General features: G+C 69.9%; 17 protein-coding genes. 7 read left to right on the top strand and 10 right to left on the bottom strand.

The window, feature by feature from the left end; all coding sequences use genetic code 11:
- Positions 1 to 281 precede the first annotated feature (281 nt).
- Together LADH09A_RS09445 and LADH09A_RS09440 are read right to left on the bottom strand one after the other, a co-directional pair.
- A complete protein-coding gene (locus tag LADH09A_RS09445) occupies positions 282 to 779 on the bottom strand; it encodes an LURP-one-related/scramblase family protein (RefSeq protein WP_238644496.1) in 498 nt (165 codons plus the stop codon).
- Between the two features lie 41 nt (positions 780 to 820).
- Positions 821 to 2,434, bottom strand: a complete 1,614-nt coding sequence (locus LADH09A_RS09440) for an FAD-binding oxidoreductase (protein ID WP_238644495.1) — start codon at positions 2,432 to 2,434, stop codon at positions 821 to 823.
- 162 nt (positions 2,435 to 2,596) lie between these two features.
- Here LADH09A_RS09440 and LADH09A_RS09435 point away from each other — a divergent pair, with 162 nt between their 5' ends.
- Entirely contained in the window at positions 2,597 to 3,859 is a 1,263-nt protein-coding gene (locus tag LADH09A_RS09435; protein ID WP_238644494.1) for a glycoside hydrolase domain-containing protein, read from the top strand.
- Between the two features lie 72 nt (positions 3,860 to 3,931).
- On the opposite strand, the gene LADH09A_RS09430 is transcribed toward LADH09A_RS09435, so the two are convergent.
- The 5 genes from LADH09A_RS09430 to LADH09A_RS31620 are packed head-to-tail and all read right to left on the bottom strand — an operon-like array spanning position 3,932 to position 11,705.
- Positions 3,932 to 5,008 carry a DUF5682 family protein gene (locus tag LADH09A_RS09430; RefSeq protein WP_238644493.1) on the bottom strand — a complete coding sequence of 359 codons (1,077 nt, stop codon included), beginning with the start codon at positions 5,006 to 5,008 and terminating at the stop codon, positions 3,932 to 3,934.
- Positions 4,992 to 6,107 (bottom strand): ATP-binding protein, encoded by a 1,116-nt coding sequence (locus tag LADH09A_RS09425; RefSeq protein ID WP_238644492.1) that lies wholly within the window; start codon positions 6,105 to 6,107, stop codon positions 4,992 to 4,994. The genes LADH09A_RS09430 and LADH09A_RS09425 overlap by 17 nt, the downstream gene beginning before the upstream one ends.
- The gene (locus tag LADH09A_RS09420) at positions 6,104 to 10,834 is read right to left on the bottom strand and encodes a hypothetical protein (RefSeq protein WP_238644491.1); all 4,731 of its coding nucleotides are present in this window, start codon (positions 10,832 to 10,834) and stop codon (positions 6,104 to 6,106) included. Before LADH09A_RS09420 ends, LADH09A_RS09425 begins: the two co-directional genes overlap by 4 nt.
- Positions 10,831 to 11,334 carry a DUF4132 domain-containing protein gene (locus LADH09A_RS31625; RefSeq protein ID WP_308194517.1) on the bottom strand — a complete coding sequence of 168 codons (504 nt, stop codon included), beginning with the start codon at positions 11,332 to 11,334 and terminating at the stop codon, positions 10,831 to 10,833. Before LADH09A_RS31625 ends, LADH09A_RS09420 begins: the two co-directional genes overlap by 4 nt.
- The gene (locus LADH09A_RS31620; protein WP_274529277.1) at positions 11,256 to 11,705 is read right to left on the bottom strand and encodes a DUF4132 domain-containing protein; all 450 of its coding nucleotides are present in this window, start codon (positions 11,703 to 11,705) and stop codon (positions 11,256 to 11,258) included. Before LADH09A_RS31620 ends, LADH09A_RS31625 begins: the two co-directional genes overlap by 79 nt.
- A gap of 317 nt (positions 11,706 to 12,022) precedes the next feature.
- Between LADH09A_RS31620 and LADH09A_RS31615 the strand changes: the two genes are divergently transcribed.
- The gene (locus LADH09A_RS31615) at positions 12,023 to 12,157 is read left to right on the top strand and encodes a hypothetical protein (RefSeq protein WP_255473660.1); all 135 of its coding nucleotides are present in this window, start codon (positions 12,023 to 12,025) and stop codon (positions 12,155 to 12,157) included.
- 192 nt (positions 12,158 to 12,349) lie between these two features.
- Here LADH09A_RS31615 and LADH09A_RS09410 read toward each other — a convergent pair whose 3' ends face one another.
- The 3 genes from LADH09A_RS09410 to LADH09A_RS09400 all read right to left on the bottom strand — a co-directional run bounded on the left by LADH09A_RS09410 (position 12,350) and on the right by LADH09A_RS09400 (position 14,622).
- A complete protein-coding gene (locus LADH09A_RS09410; RefSeq protein WP_238644596.1) occupies positions 12,350 to 13,120 on the bottom strand; it encodes an alpha/beta fold hydrolase in 771 nt (256 codons plus the stop codon).
- Between the two features lie 97 nt (positions 13,121 to 13,217).
- Entirely contained in the window at positions 13,218 to 13,787 is a 570-nt protein-coding gene (locus LADH09A_RS09405; protein WP_238644490.1) for a DJ-1/PfpI family protein, read from the bottom strand.
- 91 nt (positions 13,788 to 13,878) lie between these two features.
- Positions 13,879 to 14,622 carry a GntR family transcriptional regulator gene (locus LADH09A_RS09400; protein WP_238644489.1) on the bottom strand — a complete coding sequence of 248 codons (744 nt, stop codon included), beginning with the start codon at positions 14,620 to 14,622 and terminating at the stop codon, positions 13,879 to 13,881.
- Between the two features lie 438 nt (positions 14,623 to 15,060).
- Between LADH09A_RS09400 and LADH09A_RS09395 the strand changes: the two genes are divergently transcribed.
- The 5 genes from LADH09A_RS09395 to LADH09A_RS09375 are packed head-to-tail and all read left to right on the top strand — an operon-like array spanning position 15,061 to position 20,447.
- Complete coding sequence (locus LADH09A_RS09395) at positions 15,061 to 16,446, top strand: extracellular solute-binding protein (RefSeq protein ID WP_238644488.1); 1,386 nt, start codon at positions 15,061 to 15,063, stop codon at positions 16,444 to 16,446.
- A 38-nt stretch (positions 16,447 to 16,484) separates the two neighbouring features.
- Positions 16,485 to 17,393, top strand: coding sequence for a carbohydrate ABC transporter permease (locus tag LADH09A_RS09390; protein ID WP_238644487.1), 909 nt, complete (start codon positions 16,485 to 16,487; stop codon positions 17,391 to 17,393).
- A complete protein-coding gene (locus tag LADH09A_RS09385; protein WP_238644486.1) occupies positions 17,393 to 18,304 on the top strand; it encodes a carbohydrate ABC transporter permease in 912 nt (303 codons plus the stop codon). The genes LADH09A_RS09390 and LADH09A_RS09385 overlap by 1 nt, the downstream gene beginning before the upstream one ends.
- Entirely contained in the window at positions 18,304 to 19,371 is a 1,068-nt protein-coding gene (locus LADH09A_RS09380) for an ABC transporter ATP-binding protein (protein ID WP_238644485.1), read from the top strand. The genes LADH09A_RS09385 and LADH09A_RS09380 overlap by 1 nt, the downstream gene beginning before the upstream one ends.
- A complete protein-coding gene (locus tag LADH09A_RS09375; protein WP_238644484.1) occupies positions 19,371 to 20,447 on the top strand; it encodes an ABC transporter ATP-binding protein in 1,077 nt (358 codons plus the stop codon). Before LADH09A_RS09380 ends, LADH09A_RS09375 begins: the two co-directional genes overlap by 1 nt.
- The last annotated feature ends 80 nt before the right edge of the window (positions 20,448 to 20,527 follow it).

The raw sequence follows: 20,527 nt of genomic DNA, 5'->3' as shown, positions 1-20,527 counted from the left end.
GGGCGATGGTGCGTTCGGTGAGGGTGGCGTAGCCGAAGATCAGCGGGCCGGGTCCGGCGGGGTGCAGCCGGTACCGGGGAGACGCCCTGCACGACCAGTCCGCGCCGGGCGGAGGCCACGACCGGGGCCTCGTCGAGGTCTCGCGGGAGCCAGGTTACGACGTGTTGACCCGCCGCGACACCGACCGGTCCCACCTCAACCACAACAACCCGCCCCACAGCCGGTAACGCCGCAGGCTGCTCCGGGCCGGCCTGTCGAGGCCGTCGTCGGCCGCCCAGAGGTCAGTCCTCGTCGTTCTTCTTCTTGTCGCGGTCCATCGCCAGGTCGAGCGCGAGGACGCTGCCGATAATGAGCAGCGGGTCGACGCCAGCGGCGACCCGCACGGCGTAGGTGTCCCGGATCGTCAGCCACCGCTTGGAGACCGAGGCCACCTCGGTGCCGTCGCGTTCGATCACGTACTCGTGGTCGAGCAGGTCACCCTTCATCTCCAGGTCACCGGGCCCCGGCACGTCGATGGTGAACTTGTCGCGGAACGGCGTGAGCAGTTTCTTGCGGACCTCTGCGGCCTTCTCGCCGCCGATCCGGATCTCGTAGGTGGGACGCAGCGCCACCAGGTGCCGGTGCAGCGTGGCGACCTCATGACCGCCCGCGTCCTCGATGACGACCTTGTTGCGCACGCTGAGCACCTTGCCGTCGACGTGGAAGACCTTGGTGCCGTGCTCGTCGAGCACGTCGAAGTCGTCGCCGATCGAGAAGAACCGCTCCTTGATGACAAACATGAGTCGATTCTCCCCCACCCCGCCCGAACGTGCCGACCTCGTCAACGTCGAGCGGCGGGATCGACGAGGACGCCGGGGTTGAGGATCCAGGACGGGTCGAGCGCGCTCTTGGCGGCGCGCAGTGCGAGCGCGACCGGGTCCGGACGCTGTCGGTCGTACCACGGTCGGTGGTCGCGGCCGACGGCTTGGTGGTGGGTGATGGTGCCGCCGGCGGCGAGCAGCGCGTCGGAGACGGCCTGTTTGATCTGGTCCCACTGGGCGACGGTGGAGCCCCAGCGACCGGTGGCGTACACGCCGAAGTAGGGCGCGGGGCCGTCCGGGTAGACGTGCGTGAAGCGGCAGGTGACCACACCGGTCGCGGCGACGGCGCGGAGCGCCTCGCCGGCCGCGTCATGCACAGCAGCACGTAGGGCGGGGAATTGGCTCCAGGTGCAGGCGGTCTCGAACGTTTCCACGATCATCGACCGGGCGGCAAGCGCGTCACGCTGGTACGGCATCCGCAGGAACGCTGACCGCCAGGCGGCGGCGGGCCCCTTCCGTGGGCCGGTCCGGTCGTCGCCGCGGGATGCCTCTGGCAGGGTACCGCCGTGGTCGCGGCACAGCTCGACGGCGCGGTCCAGCCCCGGGGCGACCGGATGGTCGGCGGACTCGAACCCGAGAACGAGCACACCACCGGTGGTGGCGACGCCGGCGTTGAGGAGCGCCTCCGCCGGGTCGAGCAGCCGGCAGTTGCTCGGGTACAGACCGGACTGGGCGATGACCCGTGTGGCGGCCACCGCTTCGTCGTAGTCGGAGAAGTGCACCGTGGCGCCCGCCCGCCAGCGGGGCCGGTCCTGCAGCCGCATCCACGCCTCGGTGATGACGCCGAGTGCGCCCTCGGACCCGAGGAACAGTCGGTCCGGGGACGGCCCGGCTCCGGAGCCGGGGAGCCGCAGCGACTGGCTTGTACCCGCCGGGGTTACCACCCGCATGGACTCCACCAGGTCGTCGATGTGGGTGAGCACGGTGGCGTAGTGGCCGCCGGCGCGGGTGGCCAACCAGCCGCCCAGGGTGGAAAACTCGAACGACTGCGGGAAGTGCCGCAGACTGAGGTCATACGGCCGGAGCTGGTTCTCCAGCGCCGGGCCGAACACGCCAGCCTGGATGCGGGCCGCCCGGCTGGTCGTGTCCACCTCCAGCACCCGGTCGAGGCGCCCCAGGTCGAGACTGATCGCCGCTGGATAGGCATCACCGAGCCGCGGCTCCACACCGCCGACCACTGACGAGCCGCCGCCGTAGGGGATCACCGCGACGTTCCGCCCCGCGCACCAGTCCAGCACGTCGAGGACGTCCTGCTCGGTCACCGGCCGGACCACCAGGTCCGGTGGGTCGCGGACATCCCCGTGCAGATTGCGGACGACATCCCGGAACGCCTTGCCGTGGGTGTGCGCAGCCCGGTCGGCCGGGTCCACCGAACACAGCCGGGCGAGCGACGTGGGCGGATCGATCCGCGGCGGGCGCAAGCCGAGTTCGGCCACCGGCGGCGCGAGGTGTTCGGTCAGGTCGGCGTTGGGCAACAGCGGACGCACTCGGTCTTCGAGCGCCGTGGCCTCCGCGCCGATGACCGCGTCCTCGACGTTCCCCCAGCCCCACCACGATCGGTGTTTCCCGGCCACGCGGCCTCCGTCCACCATCGCCAGATCGACTCGCAGCCAACGTACTCGATGGTCACGACCGCGCCAGGACGCCTCGCGCACCTATTGCCGCTCGTCGATTCGTGGTAGAAATCTTTCGTGCTGTCCGCTTCTCGGCTAGGTTTCTTTCTTCAGGGGGTGGCGATGACGAGGACCGTTGCCGGGTGTCTGGTGGGTCTCACCGTTGCCGCAGGGCTCGTGGCGCCGACCGTTCCGGTTGCCGCGGCCGCGACGATCGCGCAGGCCCCGACCGCTGTGACGCTGTCGGCCGCCGGCCCGCAACCCGGCACCTTCACCGGCCGAGGATTCGACACCTGCACCGCCCCGTCGCAGGCCGCGATGGACACGTGGCGGGCCAGCTCGCCGTACGGCGCGATCGGCATCTACATCAGCGGCGACAGCCGCTCCTGCGCCCAGCCCAACCTCACCGCGACCTGGGTTGCCAACCAGACCAGTAACGGATGGCGGCTCCTCCCCATCGAACTGGGATACCAGGCACCGTGCGGCACCCGCGCCCCCAAGATGTCCGCCGACCCCAGAACCGCCCGGTCACAGGGCGTCGCCGCGGCGAACAGCGCCGCGACTGCCGCCCAGGCCCTGGGCATCGGCAGTACGAGCACCATCTACAACGACATCGAGCAGTACCCGTCGAACACGTCGTGCCGAGCCGCCGTCCTGTCGTTCCTGTCCGGCTGGACCGAGCAACTGCACGTACGCGGGTACCTCGCCGGCATGTACTCCAGCGGCACCTCCGGCATCAAGGACGTCTGCGACGCGTACGACAACCCGAACTACACGCGACTCGACCAGATTTGGATCGCCTGGTGGAACGGCGTGGCTGACACGGACGCCGGAAGTTACTGCGCCGACGATCACTACGCGAACCACCAGCGCCTGCACCAGTACGCCGGCAACGTCACCGAGACGTGGGGCGGCGTGACGATGACCATCGACCGCAACTACCTCGACGTGACAGTCACCCCGACCCCGCCGCAGCAGTGGACCGCGACCATCGACAACAGCAGCTCGGGAGGGTTCACGGCGAGCAGCGACTGGGGCACGTCGGCCTACTCCGCCCAACGGTTCGGCACCGACTACCGGTTCGCCACCCCAGTGACGTCCAGCGACGTCGCCTGGTACCGGTCGACCATCCCGACGACCGGAAGCTACGAGATCTCGGTCTGGTACCCCGCCGACGCGGGCTACAACAACCAGACGCCCTATGTCGTGGCGACCACCACCGGAAGCAAGACCATCTCCGTCAACCAGCGAATCAACGGCGGCCGGTGGGCGTCGATCGGCGTATTCACCCTGGCGGCGGGCACGGGCAACAGAGTCGGTGTGAGCCGCTGGACCAGCGGCACCGGGTTCGTCGTCGCCGACGCGGTGCGGATCACCCGGGTCTGAGCCCGCTCACTACGCGACGCGATTGAGATCGACCTGCCGAAGTTGCCGCACACCGTCGACATCGAGTCGAGGTCACCCACGCGATTGCCATGACCCTGCGGTTGCGGCTGCCGTCGCAGCGTGGTGATAGGTCGCAGCGGTCAGCCAGGCCACCGCGAGACTGGTGGAGTCCTGCTGGTTCAAGCGGCCGAACGCATCGCGGCTCCGTCGGTGGCCCGCGCGCCGTAGTTCGCGCAGCACGAATGCGGCTGTCGGCAGTTGGGCATCCAGCAGCAACTGCGCGTCCCGGTCGACGTCCGGCACCAGCGCGGCGCGGCCAGCGGCGACAACCCGTTGCAGGTGGTGGGCGAGGAGATGCAGCGGCGGTTGCGGTTGGTCGGTGCCGGAAGGCTCCGTGGTCGCGGCGTCGGGTAGGTCTGCGCGCTGCAGGTGGTCGATACCAAGGTCGACGTGTCCACCGAAGCGGTCCGACAGCCAAGGCGCGGCAATGGCGAGACCGTGCACCTGGCGGGGTCCGTAGAAGCGCCCGATCATCCGGACCGGCAGGCCAGCGGCATGGGCGGCGAGCAGACGCAGGTTCGCGACATACGGGAGCACCGGATCGTCGTGCGGAGCGAGGACGACGACTGGCTCCGGCAGGTGTGGTGTCCGCAGGAGTGGACCTCGTTGGTCGGCGGTGACGACACCGTCGAGAAAGGCGAGGTCGTGTCCGGCGGGACGCTCGGGTCGGGGGAGGCGGAGGGTCTTCAGCCAGCGGGCAGCCTGGTCGGGGATCGGCTCCCGCCAGAGGGCTGCGGCGGGTTCCTCATGCCACGAGCGGCCTTCCCACCGCAGCGCGGCCAACTCGGGGGAGAAGTCGGCGAACGGGTAGAACGCCAGCGGGCCGCCCTCGCCGCCGTCGGCGGCGGCGAGCGCGACCGGGGCCTGGGTGTCGGGGTGCGCCAGCCAGGTCAGCCACGGCTGCATGTCGGCGGGCAGCTCGACCAGCACCGCGTCCGGGGCGGCCGCCTCCAGCAGGGCGGGGATCGCGGCGGCGAGCACCGGCGAGTGGTGCCGCACCCCGATCAGCGTGACCCGGCCGGTGTCGGTGAGACGTGCGACGGCGGCGCGCGGGTCGCCAGCGGCGCCGTCGTCAGTCACGGAGGACATCGCGTTGCTCCCACAGCTGCCGCCACATCCGTCCGCCGGCCTCGGCGCGGCGGCGCAGGGCGCCGTCCCAGTACGCCAACAGCCGCGCGTGGTCGGCCGGGTCGTCCTTGCGCACGACGCCCACCAGGTGCCCGGGGAGCAGCGACAGAGGGTCCGGTCCGGGCAGGTACGCGGTGGACAGGCCGATCGACGCGGCGACGGCGACCGCTTCGGCGGTGCTCATGACCGAGGACGGGCGTTCCACCTCCCAGCCCTCGACGCTGCTGCCGGTGCGCAGGTCACGGAAGGCGGTCACCAGTGTCTCCAGCACCGCCTCGTCCACCGTGTACGCGGCGCCGACCCGTTCCACGGTGGCGCGGGCCTGCCGGGTGACGAGAGCGACCTCGGCGTCGAAGTCGGCGATCGGAGGCACCACCTCGAAATTGAACCGCCGCTTCAGTGCCGCGGACATCTCGGACACGCCCCGGTCCCGCAGGTTGGCCGTGGCGATGACGCAGAAGCCGGGAGCGGCGTAGGCGACCGGGTCGTCGGCGAGTTCGGGAAGGACCAACCGCCGGTCGGACAGGATCGACACCAGCGCGTCCTGCACCTCGGGCAGGCAACGGGTGATCTCCTCGACCCGGGCGACCGCGCCGGTGGTCATCGCGGTGAGCACCGGTGAGGGCACCAGCGCCTCCCGGGACGGTCCCTTGGCCAGCAGGAGCGCGTAGTTCCAGCCGTAGCGCAGCTGTTCCTCGGTGGTGCCGGCCGTACCCTGCACGGCCAGGGCGCTGGTGCCGCACACGGCCGCGGCGAGCAGTTCGGACAGCATCGACTTGGCGGTGCCCGGTTCGCCGACGAGCAGCAGGCCCCGCTCACCGGCCAGGGTCACGACACACCGCTCGATGAGGGCCCGCTCCCCCACGAACTTCGGCGCGACGGTGACCTGCCGCCCGTCGGGCCCGTGCACGGGGCGGCCGGCGGAGCCGGCGATGAACGTCACCACCGCCTGTGGAGTCAGCTGCCAACCGGGCGGGCGGGGTCCGTGGTCGGCGGCAGCCAGGAACTCCAGCTCGTCGGCGTACAGGTGCTCCGGCGGGTCGATCTGTCGGGCGTTCACGCCTTCTCCTGCAGGTCGAGGTAGCGGGGGGTGTCACCGGCGGCCACGCGGTCCCATGCCGTGCGGAACAGCTCCGGCGTCGTACGGTTGACCAGGGTCAATCCGTTGAGGAACAGGTACAGCGACTGCTTCCAGGCCTCTATGGGCAGGTTGGGGCTCTTCGCCGCAAGCCAGCCTCCGGGCAGGAAGACGCCGCGACCGGCGCGTTCCCGCTTGCCCGCCACCACCAGTCCGGAGTCGAGCAGAGCCGCCTGGGCGTGCTTGAGGGTCGCGGGCTTCCATGCGTTCCACGCCCGCACGTTGACATCGGTGGGGTTCGGCAGGGCGAGCAGCTGCAGGTAGTAGGCGGCCGGATCCCGGTCGAGGCCGGTGTGAGCTGCGACGATGTCGACCAGGTCGGATGCGCTGACCCGGGGGTCGCGGTGGTCGCCGCTGGCGCCGTCCGGGGTGGACAGGACAGCGGCGATGTCCGGTGAGAGCACCAGCCGCAGCGTGTCCGCGACCGGGCCGGAGATGAAGCTGACCGCCGGGTCCTGCGGTCCGCTGAGGCGGGCCGGGGCGAGGTGGTGCACGACCATGTCCCGGAAGGTGTGCCCTGCCACCAGCGCCGGTCCCACCTGGGGTGGCTCGTCCACCTCGTGTCGCCCGGCGCCGATCAGCAGCCGCGGGTTGCGCAGCCGCTGCCGCAGCAGCTCCAACGCTCGGGGCAGAGCATCGCGCATCGGGTCGCCCCAGGGCAGCTGGTAGGCCAGCCACAGCAGTGCCACCGTGCATCCGTACAGGTGGTTGCCGTCGAACGGGGTTCCGCTCGTGGCGGTGGTCTCCAGTCGGCCCCAGTCGCCGGGCTGGCTCTCCCCGTCGGTGGTCAGCCAGCTCTCGGGTGCCGGGTCGGCGATCGTCTGGAGGATGTCGGCCGCCCGGTTTGTGGGCAGGACGCGGGTGGCGTCGGCGAGCAGTTGCTCGCCGATGACGACGCGGGCGCCGCGCAGGGCCAGCCATCTCGCGGCGAGGCGGTCGATGTCCGGGCCCTTGCGCCACAGATCGGCCGGGTCCTGCGGCATCGCCGCGTCCACCAGCGCGATCCGGTGCCCGTAGGACAGGGCCTTCAACGCGTCGCGGGCGGCGCGCGCCAAGGTGCTGGTCACCCCGAGGGTCCGCCGTTGGTCGGCGGTGAGGAAGTTCGCCTGCCAGTCGTCGATGCCGGGGAGGCCAGCCAGCAGGAGGGCGGCCTCGGCGCGGGTCATGCCGGTGCGTTCCACCAGGTCGTCGACGCATTCCGCGCGCCAGGGGGCCGGGCCCTGCTCGGTGAGCAACCGGCAGAACGCCCTGATGCGATCAGTGCCCCGCCAGCCGGCCGCGACGGTTTCCAACTCGACCGTGGCACCGGACGGCGGGGTGAACCGCCCGTCCGGGGACAGCTGCACGGCCGTGCGGTGCCACTGCTTGCTCCGCGCGGCGTACCAGGTGGAGCCGCGCTCCGGCAGCAGCACCGTGACCTGCGCACCGTCGCGCTGAACGACCCGGTGGCCTTCCGGAGGTTCCTCCTTCCACGTCACGGCGAGCACCCGCACCGCCTGTGCCGGGTCGGCCAAGACGGTACCGGCCAGGGTGGACAGCAACTGGGTCAGCGCAAGGCGGTCCTGCTCACTGGTGACCGGCGCGGCGGCGCGGACGGCCAGGGCGCCGAGCCCTCCGAGCGCACCCACCCACGTCGGGCTGGCCTGCGGTACGTCCTCGACCGTCCCGGCCGCGAGGAGGTCGGCGACCGCGCTGACCTGCCGGAGGATCTCCCGCCGCGTCTGGGCGTTACCGCTGTAGTAGGTGAACCGTTCCGACGGCAACACCCCGGACCAGGCGGTGCGCAGCACGTCATCGGCGACGGCGTCGACCGTGCCCTCGTCGACCGCTTCGGTCGCCAACAGCTGCGGCAGCCCCTCCAGCCGCCGACGTAGCCGTACCGCGCGCACCACCTTCTCCGCGAGGGCGGTACGGAGCACCGGGTCGGTCACCTCCGTCAGCACCTCGGTCACGATGGCCAGCGCCACCGCGTTGATCTCGGTGGACTTCGTGACGGTGTCGTCGATCGCCATCAACCGGGCCGCGTCGGCGGCGTCGAGCCGTCGCAGCCGGGCCGAGCCCGACGCATCGCGCGGGCCCAGTGCGTGCCACCAGGCCAGCGGCGGAATGTGTCGGGTTGCCCGGCACCGGTCCACCGGCTCTCGGCCGTCGGCACTCCAGACGGTCAGCTCCAACTCGCCCCGGTGATGGGGCCGCCCGGTCACCGGTAACACGACGTCGCTGCCCGGTAGTCGCAGGCCGGCAACCAGCGCGTCTCCGTGGAACGGGTTGCGGCTGGCCCGGACCACGCTCGAGTGCCAGGACACCCGCCGCCCGTCGACCCCCTCCCCCACCTGCGTGCCGTCCGACAGGCGGGTCACCCGCCACCCGACCAGCCCGTCGTGCCAGCCCAGCGGCGACGAGGCGAACCGCGCCGGTGCCGGCCGCAACTCGCACAGGTCAGCGAGAAGGGTCCCGCCCGGGGGCAGGTCGGCGGCGAAGAACGCGGGCAGGCTGTGCCGGCCGCCCTCGCCCGTCGCCGGGTCGTACTCCCGCCAGCGCCGATCCTCGGGCGTCGGGTCGGTGGGCCGTTCACACCGCCAGAACGAGACCCCGTCACCAGCGACCGGATACGACGCGGCCGGACTGCGGGTGTCCCCGGCGTGCCAGGGCCGACTGCCCGTGGTCGTCGCACCATCGGGCAACGGGATCGGCAACGACCGGCGGCCCCACAGGGCGTGGTCCGTCAGTTGGCCGGGCTCGATCAGCTGGTCCGGGTCGGCCGACCAGTAGCCGACGAGCCGGCCGTCAGTGCTGTACCAGGTGACGAGGAGTTGCCCGTCGACCAGCCGGCAGGTGGTGTCGGCGTAGGACCTGCGCGCGTGTGGGCTGTCCGAGGGCGGATACCGGAAGATGTGTTCGCTGGTCGGGGCGTCAACGTCGACGATGTGCGCCGTCCGGTTGTCGTGCACCACCAACTGCGGCCACGCGTCGCCGAAACGTCGGCCGAGCTTGTCCTCGGCCACCTGCTCGTAGGCCGGCCAGGACAACTCATCAACCAGGCCGGCTCGCAGTGACCGGGCGAGTACCGCAGGCACGTCGACCGCCGCCAAGGCACCGAACGCGTCCGGCGCCAACGCCACACCGGCGGGCGACCACACGGCCGCCAGCTGGGACAACGCCTCGTCCAGGCCGATCAGAGTCCCCTCCGGCACCCGGGCAGCCCGTTCGACGAGCAGCTCGGACAGCACCTCCCGCAGCCCGGCCGTTCCCAGCGTCTCGGTGACCAACCGCGCCGGCAGTGGCCCCGACCCCTGCCTGTTGTGCAACTCCGACAGGGCGTCGGCGGCACCCCGCGCAAGCAGGACCCGGCACCTGGGGTCGGCAGCCACGGCACGCAGGTCCCGCCGGCCGGGGCCGACGTCGTGCACCCAGGGAGACACGTTGAACCCACCGCCGTCGGTGTCGATCACCACCGGTACCCCACCAGCCAGGCACACGTCGAGAACGTCCAGGTCGGCCCGGTGGGCGAAGCCGCTCCACAACGTCACCGGCCGGCCCTCCGCCCGCAGCCGCGGCACCAGGTCCGCCACTACGCGGATGAGCCGCTCACAACGACGCCGGCTGCGCCGTTCCCGCAGCGCCATCAGCCGCTCCAGCCACCGCGCCGCGGACACCGTCGCCGCCTCGTCCCGCAGCAGATCGAGCGTGCCCGCCGCGTCCAGCAGCTCCAGCCAGAAGTCGGTGACGTCCGTGGACCAACCGGGCGGCTCGGGGAAGATCTCCACCAACCGCGAGCGCACCGCCGGGTCGTGCCCGGCCAGCCGCACCAGGGGTTTGCGGTACGCCTTCCACACCGCCTCGCTCGAGCGCGCCATCGCGGGGAACGCCAGCAACTGCCGCACCACCGCCTCGGCCTGTTCCTCGACGTCCACGCCGGCGGCCTTTGCCAGCCGCCGCAGATCCTCCGCCATCCCGGCGTACGGCGGCAGCCCGCCAGCGACGCGACGAACGGCAAGGGTCCGCACCAGGTCGTACGCCTCAGGCGCCGGCCGCCGCGTCGCGACCGCACGGGAGTACTCGGTCAGCATCTTCGCCGTCAGCGCACCCGCGAAGGCGAACTCCAGATGCACCTCCCGCAGCCGCTCCTCGTCCACTGGCAGCCCGTGCACCTGCTCGGCACGCCGGGCGTCGGCGAAGCACCCGCCGGCCATCCGGGCATTGTCGGCGGCGCGGAACGCCCGCCCGGCTTCCTCCCAGAACGTCGGCAGGAAATGCGGCGCCGCCGCACCCAGCCGGGCAGCAAGCTGCTGATAACCCTCGCGGGCGTTACCCGGCTTGGAAGCGGCCGTTCGCGCGAGCCGAGCCATGTCCTTGACCATCGCCAGCGCATGCCGGCCATTCGCCGGATCATTGATCAGAGCCCAGGCCGGGAAGCCGAGCGACTGCCGCCGGGCCGTGCCGACCGGGGTCGGCTCGGCGGTACGGCCGAATCCGAGGAACTCCATCGAGAGGTCCTCAGCCTCGCCCAGGGTCGCCCCGGCCAGACGGACGACGGTCCGACCGGTGAGAGCCGGATGGGTGTAGCGACGCGCGGTCACCACATCACGTCCGGTCTGCGCCTCACCGCCAGGCAGGATCGCCCCCGCCTCCAACAGCGCCTCACTCACGCCCGCTCACCGTCCTCGTCGACAATTCGTCCGGCGTGAAGATTCGCCGCCATCCGCATTCCTTCCGACCACGCCACCGGCCCCACCGCCGCCAACGCCACCGCCTCGCCCTCCGGACCGGTGAAATGGACTGGGCCGGTCTCGGTTTCGTACAGCGGATCGCCCTCGCCGATCCACACCGACGCGACCACCGGGACGCCGTCCTCCCACACCCGCACCGACGCGGCGCCACCCTGCACGCGGTAGCCCGCCGACGTCGTCCGCGCCTGCACATGGCGCAACTCCTTGTAGCGGGCCCCGGCGTAACGAGACAGTTCGCGCCGCCGCTCGTCGTGTGACTCCGGCTGCGCCCACACCTCCCGGAACAGCTGTAGCGTCTCCTGGCGCACCCCCAGGTCCGCGGCGAACTCCCGCAGATCTGTCAGGTCGGGCAGGCGAACCGGGTGCGGTAGGACGACCTGCACGGCGGTGAGCCGGCCGCTCTCGCCGTCCAGGTCCACCACACCGAGACCCTTCTCAGGGTCCGCGTCACGCAGCAGCCCGGCGCGGTCGGTGTCCCATCCCCCGCATCGTCGATCGGCACGACGACCAGATCACGCAGCGACGTCCGCCATGCCTCGTCTGCCCACACCTCGCAGATCACGGTGGTCGGCACGGGCAGCGACCGCACCATCCACTGCTCGACCTCCCGCCGGCAGGAAACTTCGTGCCGCTTCAACCACTCCGAGAGCTGCCGCAAGCCGACCACCGCGTCGGTGTCACGCAACGCTTTCGGTAGGCTTTTGAGCAGCCTGCCCTGGCGGTTACGCGCGATCACCTTCCCGCGTTCCAGGCTCACCTCATAGTCGACACCAGCCGCCAGCCAGCCCATGTTGATCTCCTCCCGCCGGGCAGTGAGCGGGATTGTGCCATCCGCGACTGACATCCGGGATCACCGTCCGCCGGGGTGCACCCGACCGGACCTATCGGTCGGCCAGATGCCGCCGCAGCAGCCACCGCCGTGGCCCAGGTCCATCACGACCCGCCTACCGGCGGTCCACTTCTCAACGTCGGTAAGAGCTGGAAGAGCGTAGGGTCGCTGTGCAGTGAAGACCTCGCGCCCGCCGCGCGGGTCTTCCGTCACCTGCGCGCCGCAATCAGGCGAGTAACACGCTGCACGTTCACCGACCTGCTCCAGGAGGTTCGATCATGTCCAAGGACTCGACGACCAAGGCGAACGTCAAGAAGAAGGGCAAGACGATCAAGGAGAAGCAGACTGCGAAGCGCCTGAAGCGCGACGAGCAGAACGGGCATTCCTCAAACATCGTGCCCACCGGGCGCTGACGCCGGCAGCATCGCTCGACGGTCCGAACGGGAATCTCATCTGCCGTTGCGGGCGTCGGGCCGCGGCAGGGCCGCTCAGTGGTGCACAGCGGGCAGGGTGCCCGGCAAGAACCTGCACGAGTACGGACGTGAGTGCGACAAGCCGTGAGCCGCGGCGCACCAACTCACAGCCCTGGCCGGCGTTCTCACTGGTCAGGGCTTCTCGTCTGTCTGGGACGGCCGGATTCGAACGTCCTGGCGGAGGAAGCACGACAGCAGTTGCCTGAACTCGTGCGGGTGCTCGATCGCCGGCACGTGCCCGCATCGGCCGAGCACGTGCAGACGGACATCGGTCAGGTGTGCGAGCAGGGGCTGGGCCGCCGTCTCGAGCGGGGTGACTCGGTCCTCGGCGCCGTGAACGAGCAGCACGGGCGCGCGCACCGCCGCCAACGTCTGCGCCGAGAGGGTGAGCTTGTCTACCCATCGTGCCCTGGGTGGAGGAAACAACGACGCGAAAGCGCCCTCCCCCGCTCGCATCGCAGCCGCACGGGCATCGACGGCCGAATCGGTCACGAGCGCCTGGTCGAAGACGAGGCGACTCAGCATGTCTCGTGCCCCGAGCGGGCCGGCGGGGGCGGCCCAGACCGCGTCGAGCTCGGGGGACAGCGGCGCCCCGGGCGCGCCCATCGTCGCGACCGCCACGACACGGGTGACCTGCTGGGGGCGTGCGGCCGCCAACGCCAGCGCCACGGCACCGCCCATGGAGTGACCCACCACGGCGTAGTACTCGATGCCGAGAGCATCCATCAGGCCCGCCGCCTGCTCCGTCCACAGCCGGAGCCCACCCCTGGAGCCCGCCGGGACAGGTGTACGGCCAAACCCCGCCTGGTCAGGAGCCACCAGGCGCCAGGACGTGCCCAGCGCCTGCGCCGTCGTTGCCCAGGCGCCGGACCCGGTTGTGCCGGGTCCGGAGCCGTGCAGCATCAGCACCGCGGGCCCGGTGCCGCCTTCCAGGACCTGGACGGGAGAGCCGTCGACTGTGACGGTTCGCAGTGCCGTCACAGGGGCGGGCCAGGTGTGCTCATGCCGAGGTGGGGCTGACGGACTTCGAGAAGAGCTCCATCATCGCCCTGCCGAACTGCGGCATGTCGGGCCACCCCCGACAGGAGACGAGGTTGCCGTCCACGACGTCCGGGGCGTCGATGACCGTCGCGCCCGCGTTCTCCATGTCACCGGTGATGGGGGGAAAGCACGCCGTCTTCCGACCCTTCAGCAGCCCGTACACCGCTGGCACCTGCGCGCCGTGGCACACCAGCGCGATGGGGAGGTTGCGCGCGAAGAAGTGCTCGGTGATGCGCCTGACGTCGGCGTCGACCCGGATCCACTCGGGGGCACGTCCCCCGGGAATGATGAGGGCGTCATAGCGCTCGACGTCGACCTCGGCCCAGGGCACGTCGACCGGCAGCTTCCGGCCGTTCTTCTCCACGTAGGCGTCGGAGTTGGGGTCGAACTCGTGGATGACCAGTTGCACGTCACGCATCGTCCGTGACGAGACGTCGACGTCCCAGCCGCCCTCCTGCACGCGGTAGTAGGGATACATGGTGTCGAGCTCCTCGGCGGCGTCGCCGGTCAGGAGCAGCGCTCGGGGCACCTGCTTCTCCTCGCATCTGGGGGGCGTGGTGAGGTGGATCCAATCCGATCCGATCAGGATTGCGTTAGCATTCCTCGGCCCAGCGTGCCCGTCAAGCCTCTACCGCCATTCCGTCCGCGCCCTCGACCTCGTCGAACAACCGCCGGAAACGCTCGCCGGACCGCAGGATGTGCCGACGCATCGCGTAGGCGGCGGCGTCGGGGTCCCGAGCGGCGATCGCGGCCACCACATCCTCGTGCTCGGCCATGGCCAGGTGAGTGACCTGGGTGTCGTGGTGAAGCCGGAAGAGGTGCACGTGGCTGTGCAGGCGAGCCAGCGCTTCACGGATGACCTGGTTCTCCGCGCTCAGGGCGACGAGATCGTGAAAGGCGGCGTCGCGCAGCCCGAAGGCGCCATAGGCGGTGGGCCCCTTGCCTCCCTCCAGCTCCGCCATCTCCTCCAGCATCCGTCGCAGACCGGCCACCTGCTCCGAGGATGCGCGTTCGGCAGATCGGCGCGCCGCTGCCGGTTCGAGGAGCAGGCGGACCTCGAGCATGTCCTCGAATCGATGACGGGTGATCTGGGGGGGAATGCGATAGCCGGCATGGGGCACACGCACGACCAGACCCTCGGCCTCCATGCGGTTCAGAGCGTCTCGGATCGGCGTCTGCGAGACCCCCAGCTCACGCGCCAGGACGTCGATCGTGACGCGGGAGCCAGGCTCGATCCGTAGCGACATCAGCTGTCCGAGCAGCGTGTCGTACACCTCGTCGGCCAGCCGGCCACCAGATCTTCCCGGCGCCGTTCCGCCCGCCACGGCCCTACGGCCCCGCGCGATCATCGCTTCGTCGTCCATCGTGACGTGAGGTCCTCTCTTGCGCCTTCGGGAACCTATTGACATCAGTCACCACGCTGCGACATGCTGACGCCCCCCACCCGATCGTATAGGAAAAGTGACGGACGCCCGCCATCCTGCACCGTCGCGGGGCCGCCCGCCATCGCTCCGCTTCGATCACCTGAAGCTCCATGAGCATGCTCGACGTCCTGCTCGGTTCGTCACCGGGCCGCAGACGGACCGACCGACCTCTCGATGGCATGAAGACCCAGCACACCGCGGCGTACTCGTGACGCCGGTCCTCGGATCGGCCCCCGCGACGCCCGGCAACACGCCTGAACGACCCAGCAACTGCTTGGCGAAGCACATAGCGAGGCCTTAGAAGTCCCCACCCAGAAGGCAGGCAGGAATATGCGGCATCCACAGCGAACAGGACGAACATCCGCTCCCGGTCGAAAGGTGCGGCTGGCGACGGCGGCCATGCTGCTGGTGGCCACCACCATGACAGCTTGCGGCGGTGACAAGGACGACGGCGCGAAGGCGAGCGCCCCCAAGGCGCCGGCGACCATCCCGGAGCTCACCAAGGACCCGCTGACCCTCAGCTTCATCTGGTTCGACTGGCCCCCCGCCAAGGCGCTCGAGACCTTCGCGAACGCGGAGTACAAGAAGGAGCGGCCGAACGCGACCATCAAGGTCAACACCGTGCCCAACGCGAACTGGCACGACGCCATGTTCACCCAGTTCGCGGCACGCAAGACGGACTTCGACATCGCGATCCTGGACTCGCAACACATCGGTGAGGCCGTGACGAACGGCAACATCCTCGACCTCACCGACTTCGTCAAGAAGAACATCGACGTCGAGGCCTACAACCCGTACCTCCTGGCGGCCTACGGCCAGTATCCCCAGGCGGAGACCGGCAAGCGCGACGAGAACGCCAGCCTGTACGGGCTGCCGCTGCTCGGCGACACCTGGACGATGATCTACCGCAAGGACCTGATCGGCGACAAGCCACCGCAGACCTGGGACCAGATGATCTCAGCCGCCGAGAAGTGCCAGTCGGAGAACCCCGGCGTCAGCGGGCTGGCATTCCACCAGGCCAACGGCTCCGACGCCGCGGCCGTCACCTACAACACGGTCAACGGCGTCTACGGCGGCAACCTCTGGGACTCCAAGACGCGAAAGATCGATGGTGTCCTCAACGACGCTGCGGGCCAGGAGGCGATGGACGTCCTGGTCAACAAGATGAAGCCGCTGACCGCGAAGGGCTCCGGCAACTGGTTCATCGACGAGGTGAACGCGGCGGTCGCCCAGGGCAAGGCATGTATCGCGTTCAACTGGATCGCCGCGAGCGGCGGCCTGCTCGATCCGAAGCAGTCGACGCTCGGCACCACGCGGGAGCAGATTCTCGACAAGCTGGGTTTTGCCACCCTGCCGAGTCAGAAGACCAACCTGGTCCCTCTCGGCGGTATGGGAATGCACGTGTCGGCCTACTCCTCCACGGCAAACCAGGCCGAGGCACTGAACTTCATGGAATGGTTCGAGCGCGCTGATGTCCAGAAGAAGTGGGCAGCGGCTGGCGGTGTGCCATCGCGTACGGACGCCCTGGAGTCGCCCGAGTTCCTCAATGCCGGGCCGTTCAACCAGGTGTACACCGACTCGGTCCCGCGGATGCGGGACATGTGGAACGTTCCGGAGTACGCGCGCCTCGTCAACATCGAGAACACCAATGTGAACGCGGCTCTCAACGGCGCGAAGAAGCCGAAGGATGCGCTCGACGACATCGCCAAGGAGCAGCAGGGCGTCCTCGACTCGAGTGGCCGCAAGGGCGGCGGCGGACTGTGAGTGACCACGTCCCTCTGACGACCGACCGTCCCGGGCAGGTGGCGTCTGCGGCGCCACCTGCTCCGGGCCGGTCCCGCCGGCTGGGCGACCGCGGGCTCGCCGTGGCCTTCATCTCCCCCGCGCTGCTGCTGTTGCTCGCCATGTCGGTGTTCCCGTTGCTGTGGGCGTTGTACCTGTCTTTCACCGACTACTCGGCCACCCGCGGAGGGCCCGCCAATTTCGTCGGCTTCGGGAACTACACGGCCATCCTGACGTCGGCGCAGGTCCACACGAGGGCCCTGACGACGTTGATCTACGTGGTCGGTGCGGTCGGCCTGCAGACCGTGCTCGGATTCGGCATCGCCTACCTGATCTCACGGCGCACGCACGGGCGAGGAGTGCTGACCACCCTGTTCCTGGTGCCGATGATGCTGTCGCCGGTCGTGGTCGGGCTGTTCTGGCGATTCATGCTCGACGCGCAGTTCGGTGTGGTCAACAGCATGCTCGGCTCGGTCGGCCTGGGCCAGGTGGAGTGGCTCACCCGACAGCGAACGGCACTGCTCTCCCTGGTCGTGGTCGACACCTGGCAATGGACGCCGTTCATCATGCTCATCGCACTCGCGGGCCTCACCGCGGTTCCCAAGTACCTGTACGAGGCCGCCTCGATCGACCGGGCGTCCGAGTGGTTCCGGTTCCGCACCATCACTCTTCCGCTGGTATGGCCACTGCTTCTCATTGCCGTGATGTTCCGGGCCATCGAGGCCTTCCGGCTGTTCGACCTGGTCTACATCCTCACCAACGGCGGCCCGGGTGTCTCCACCGAGACGTTGTCGTTCCACATCTACAAGGTCGCGTTCCTGGGCTTCAACACCGGAACCGCTTCGGCGTACGGGATCCTCATGGTCCTCGTCGTCATCGTCCTCACGCAGTTCTACCTGCGCTACCTGAACAAGCTCAAGGAGGGCTGATGGCCGTCTCCGTCGACGAGGCCGTGGCCACAGGTCCTGCCCGGGATCACACGCCCCCCGCACGCCGCCGTGGCGGCCGAGGCCGCTCCGTGCTGGAGGTCGCGCTGCTGACCCTGCTGGCCGTCGTGATGCTCTTCCCGGTGCTGTGGATGATCGAGACGTCCATCAAGGAGAACCGGGACGTCTACGCCATCCCGGCCAAGTTCTTCGACTTCACGATCACTCTGGACCATTACAGGGACGTGTTCGTCGACCCCGACGGCGGTCGCTCAGCCCTGTCCGTCTCGTTCCTCAACTCGGTCGTGGTCGCCGGAGCTTCCACGGTGCTGGCAACCGTGCTGGGGGTCCCGGCGGCCTGGGCCTACTCACGCTTCGCCGTGAAGGCCAAGAAGGACCAACTGTTCTTCATCCTCTCCACGCGCTTCATGCCGCCCGTGGTGGTCGTGATCCCGATCTTCCTCATGTACCGCCAGGTCGGACTCATCGACAACAAGCTCGGCCTGATCCTCATCTACAGCGCGTTCAACGTCCCGTTCACGATCTGGATGATGAAGGGGTTCGTCGACGAGGTGCCCGCGGAGTACGAGGATGCCGCCATGCTCGACGGCTACACCCGTTTGCAGGCGTTCCGGCGATTCACCCTTCCCCTGCTCGTGCCCGGCATCGCCGCGACGGCGGTCTTCGCACTCATCTTCTCGTGGAACGAGTTCGTGTTCGCCACCTTCCTCACCTCCAGCGACGACGTCCGGACGGCCCCACCCGCCATCGCCGGCCTGATCGGCGGCACCACCACGGACTGGGGTCTCGTGGCCGCCGCCTCCGTGGTGTTCGCCCTGCCGGTGCTCGTCTTCGCCTACCTGGTACGCAAGCACCTCATCGCCGGTGTGACGCTCGGGGCGGTGCGACGCTGATGGCCGGCATCGAGGTGACCGCCCTGCACAAGCGCTACCCGGACGGGACCGTCGCAGTTGATCACGTGGACCTGTCCATCGGTGACGGCGAGCTGTTCGTGATGCTCGGCCCCTCGGGATGCGGCAAGACCACCACGCTGCGGGCCATAGCCGGCCTGGAGAGGCAGACGGCGGGTGATATCCGCATCGGCGAGACGCTGGTCAACGACCTGCCGCCCGCCGAGCGCGACATCGCCATGGTGTTCCAGTTCTATGCCCTCTACCCGCATCTGAAGACCCGCGACAACCTGGCGTTCCCCCTGCGGGCCGAGGGACTGCCCAAGCCGGAGGTGCACGAGCGGGTCAACGAGGCCGCCCGGCTGATGCGGCTCGGTCCGCTGATGGACCGGCGACCACGCCAGCTGTCCGGCGGTGAGCAGCAGCGCGTGGCGCTGGCTCGCGCCCTGGTGCGACGCCCGCGCGCATTCCTCATGGACGAACCCCTCACCAATCTGGACGCGGAGCTGAGGGCGGACATGCGCACGGAGATCAAGCACCTGCAGGGTGAGCTGGGGGCGACGATGGTCTACGTCACCCACGACCAGGTCGAGGCGATGTCGCTCGGTCACCGGATCGCCATCCTCAACAAGGGCCGCGTCGAGCAGATCGGCACGCCGCTGGAGGTCTACGACCGTCCGGCGAGTCTCTTCTGCGCCGCATTCATCGGCTCGCCGCCGATGAACCTCATCGAGGTCGAGGTGGCCGACGGGAAGCTGCGCAGTCAGGGCGGGCTGGTCCTCACGCCACCGCCAGGCCTGCCGCGCGACCGTCGCCTTGTCGCCGGCGTACGGCCGGAGGCGCTGGAGGTCGCAGAACCAGGGGCGGAAGAGTCGGTCCCGGCCCGCGTGGTCTCGGTGGAGTGGCTGGGCGACGAGATCATCTACGTGGTCGACCACGGCGGCCAGCGCGACGTACGGGTGCGGATGCCACCGACTGTCCGTTTCGCCACTGACGCAAAGGTCGGGCTACGGCACACCGGCGGGACCCCGGCGGTCTACGACGTGAGCACGGAAGAGCTGGTGGCCTGATGGGAACCGTGGCAGTGCAAGGGCTGCGCAAGTCCTTCGGGAAAGTCCAGGCCCTGGACGGGGTGACGCTGGACGTGCCGGACGGCTCGTTCTTCGTCGTGCTCGGGCCGTCCGGGGCAGGCAAGACGACGACCCTGCGAGCAATCGCCGGCCTGGAGAAGCTGGACGCCGGGTCGGTGCATCTGGGCGGCAGGGACGCGACCGGTGACGCCCCGGCCGCCCGCGACCTGGCGATGGTCTTCCAGAGCTACGCCCTCTACCCGCGACACACGGTGTACGAGAACATCGCCTCGCCGCTGCGGGCACGCCGCTGTTCGTCGAGTGAGATCGCCGCTGCCGTCGAGCAGATGTCGAGTCTGCTGCACATCGAACGTCTGCTGCAGCGTCGTCCCGCGCAGTTGTCGGGCGGTGAGATGCAGCGGGTCGCCCTGGCCCGGGCGCTGGTCCGTCGGCCGCGCGCGTTCCTCATGGACGAGCCGCTGACGAATCTCGACCTCAAGCTGCGCGTCGAGATGCGCACCGAGCTCACCCGCATCCACCGGAGCCTCGGAGCGACCTTCGTCTACGTGACCAACGACCAGGTCGAGGCCCTGTCCATGGCCGACCAGGTCGCCGTCCTCAAGGAGGGAAAGGTGCAACAGGTCGGAACACCGACCGAGGTGTACGAGCGTCCCGCCAACAAGTGGGTCGCGGGATTCGTCGGGAGCCCACCGATCAGCCTGCTCGCCTGCCGCGCCGAGGGAGATCGTCTGGTCGGTGCGGAAGGCTGGACGCTGCCACGGCCCCGCTGGACCACGGCCGAGGACGGTCGTGCGCTGCTCTTGGGCCTGCGCGCGGAGGACCTGTCCGTCGAGCAGCGTGGGGACGCGTCGTTGTCGGGTGAGCTCTACGGGCTCGAGCCGCTCGGTGACCGGACGGTGGTCGACGTCCGGGTGGGAACGGAGATCGTCAAGGTCAAGGCACGACCCACCGTCACCGGTACGCCGGGCGAGCGGCTGACCGTCACGGTCGACCTGGACCGTGCGCACCTGTTCGACGCGGGCACCGGGCTGTCGTTGTCCGAGGCTGGGCGGTAAGCGGGACGGCGGCGACGGCACCATGCGCCCCCGCGAGGCTCGGCGGGCCAGACCTGACGGCGCCGAGACGGCCGTGGCCC

The sequence above is a fragment of the Micromonospora cabrerizensis genome, from assembly GCF_022230955.1.
In the GTDB taxonomy this organism is placed as follows: Bacteria; Actinomycetota; Actinomycetes; order Mycobacteriales; family Micromonosporaceae; genus Micromonospora; species Micromonospora cabrerizensis.
The sequence above is the reverse complement of the archived record's forward strand: the minus strand, read 5'-3'. Positions and strand labels throughout refer to the sequence as shown.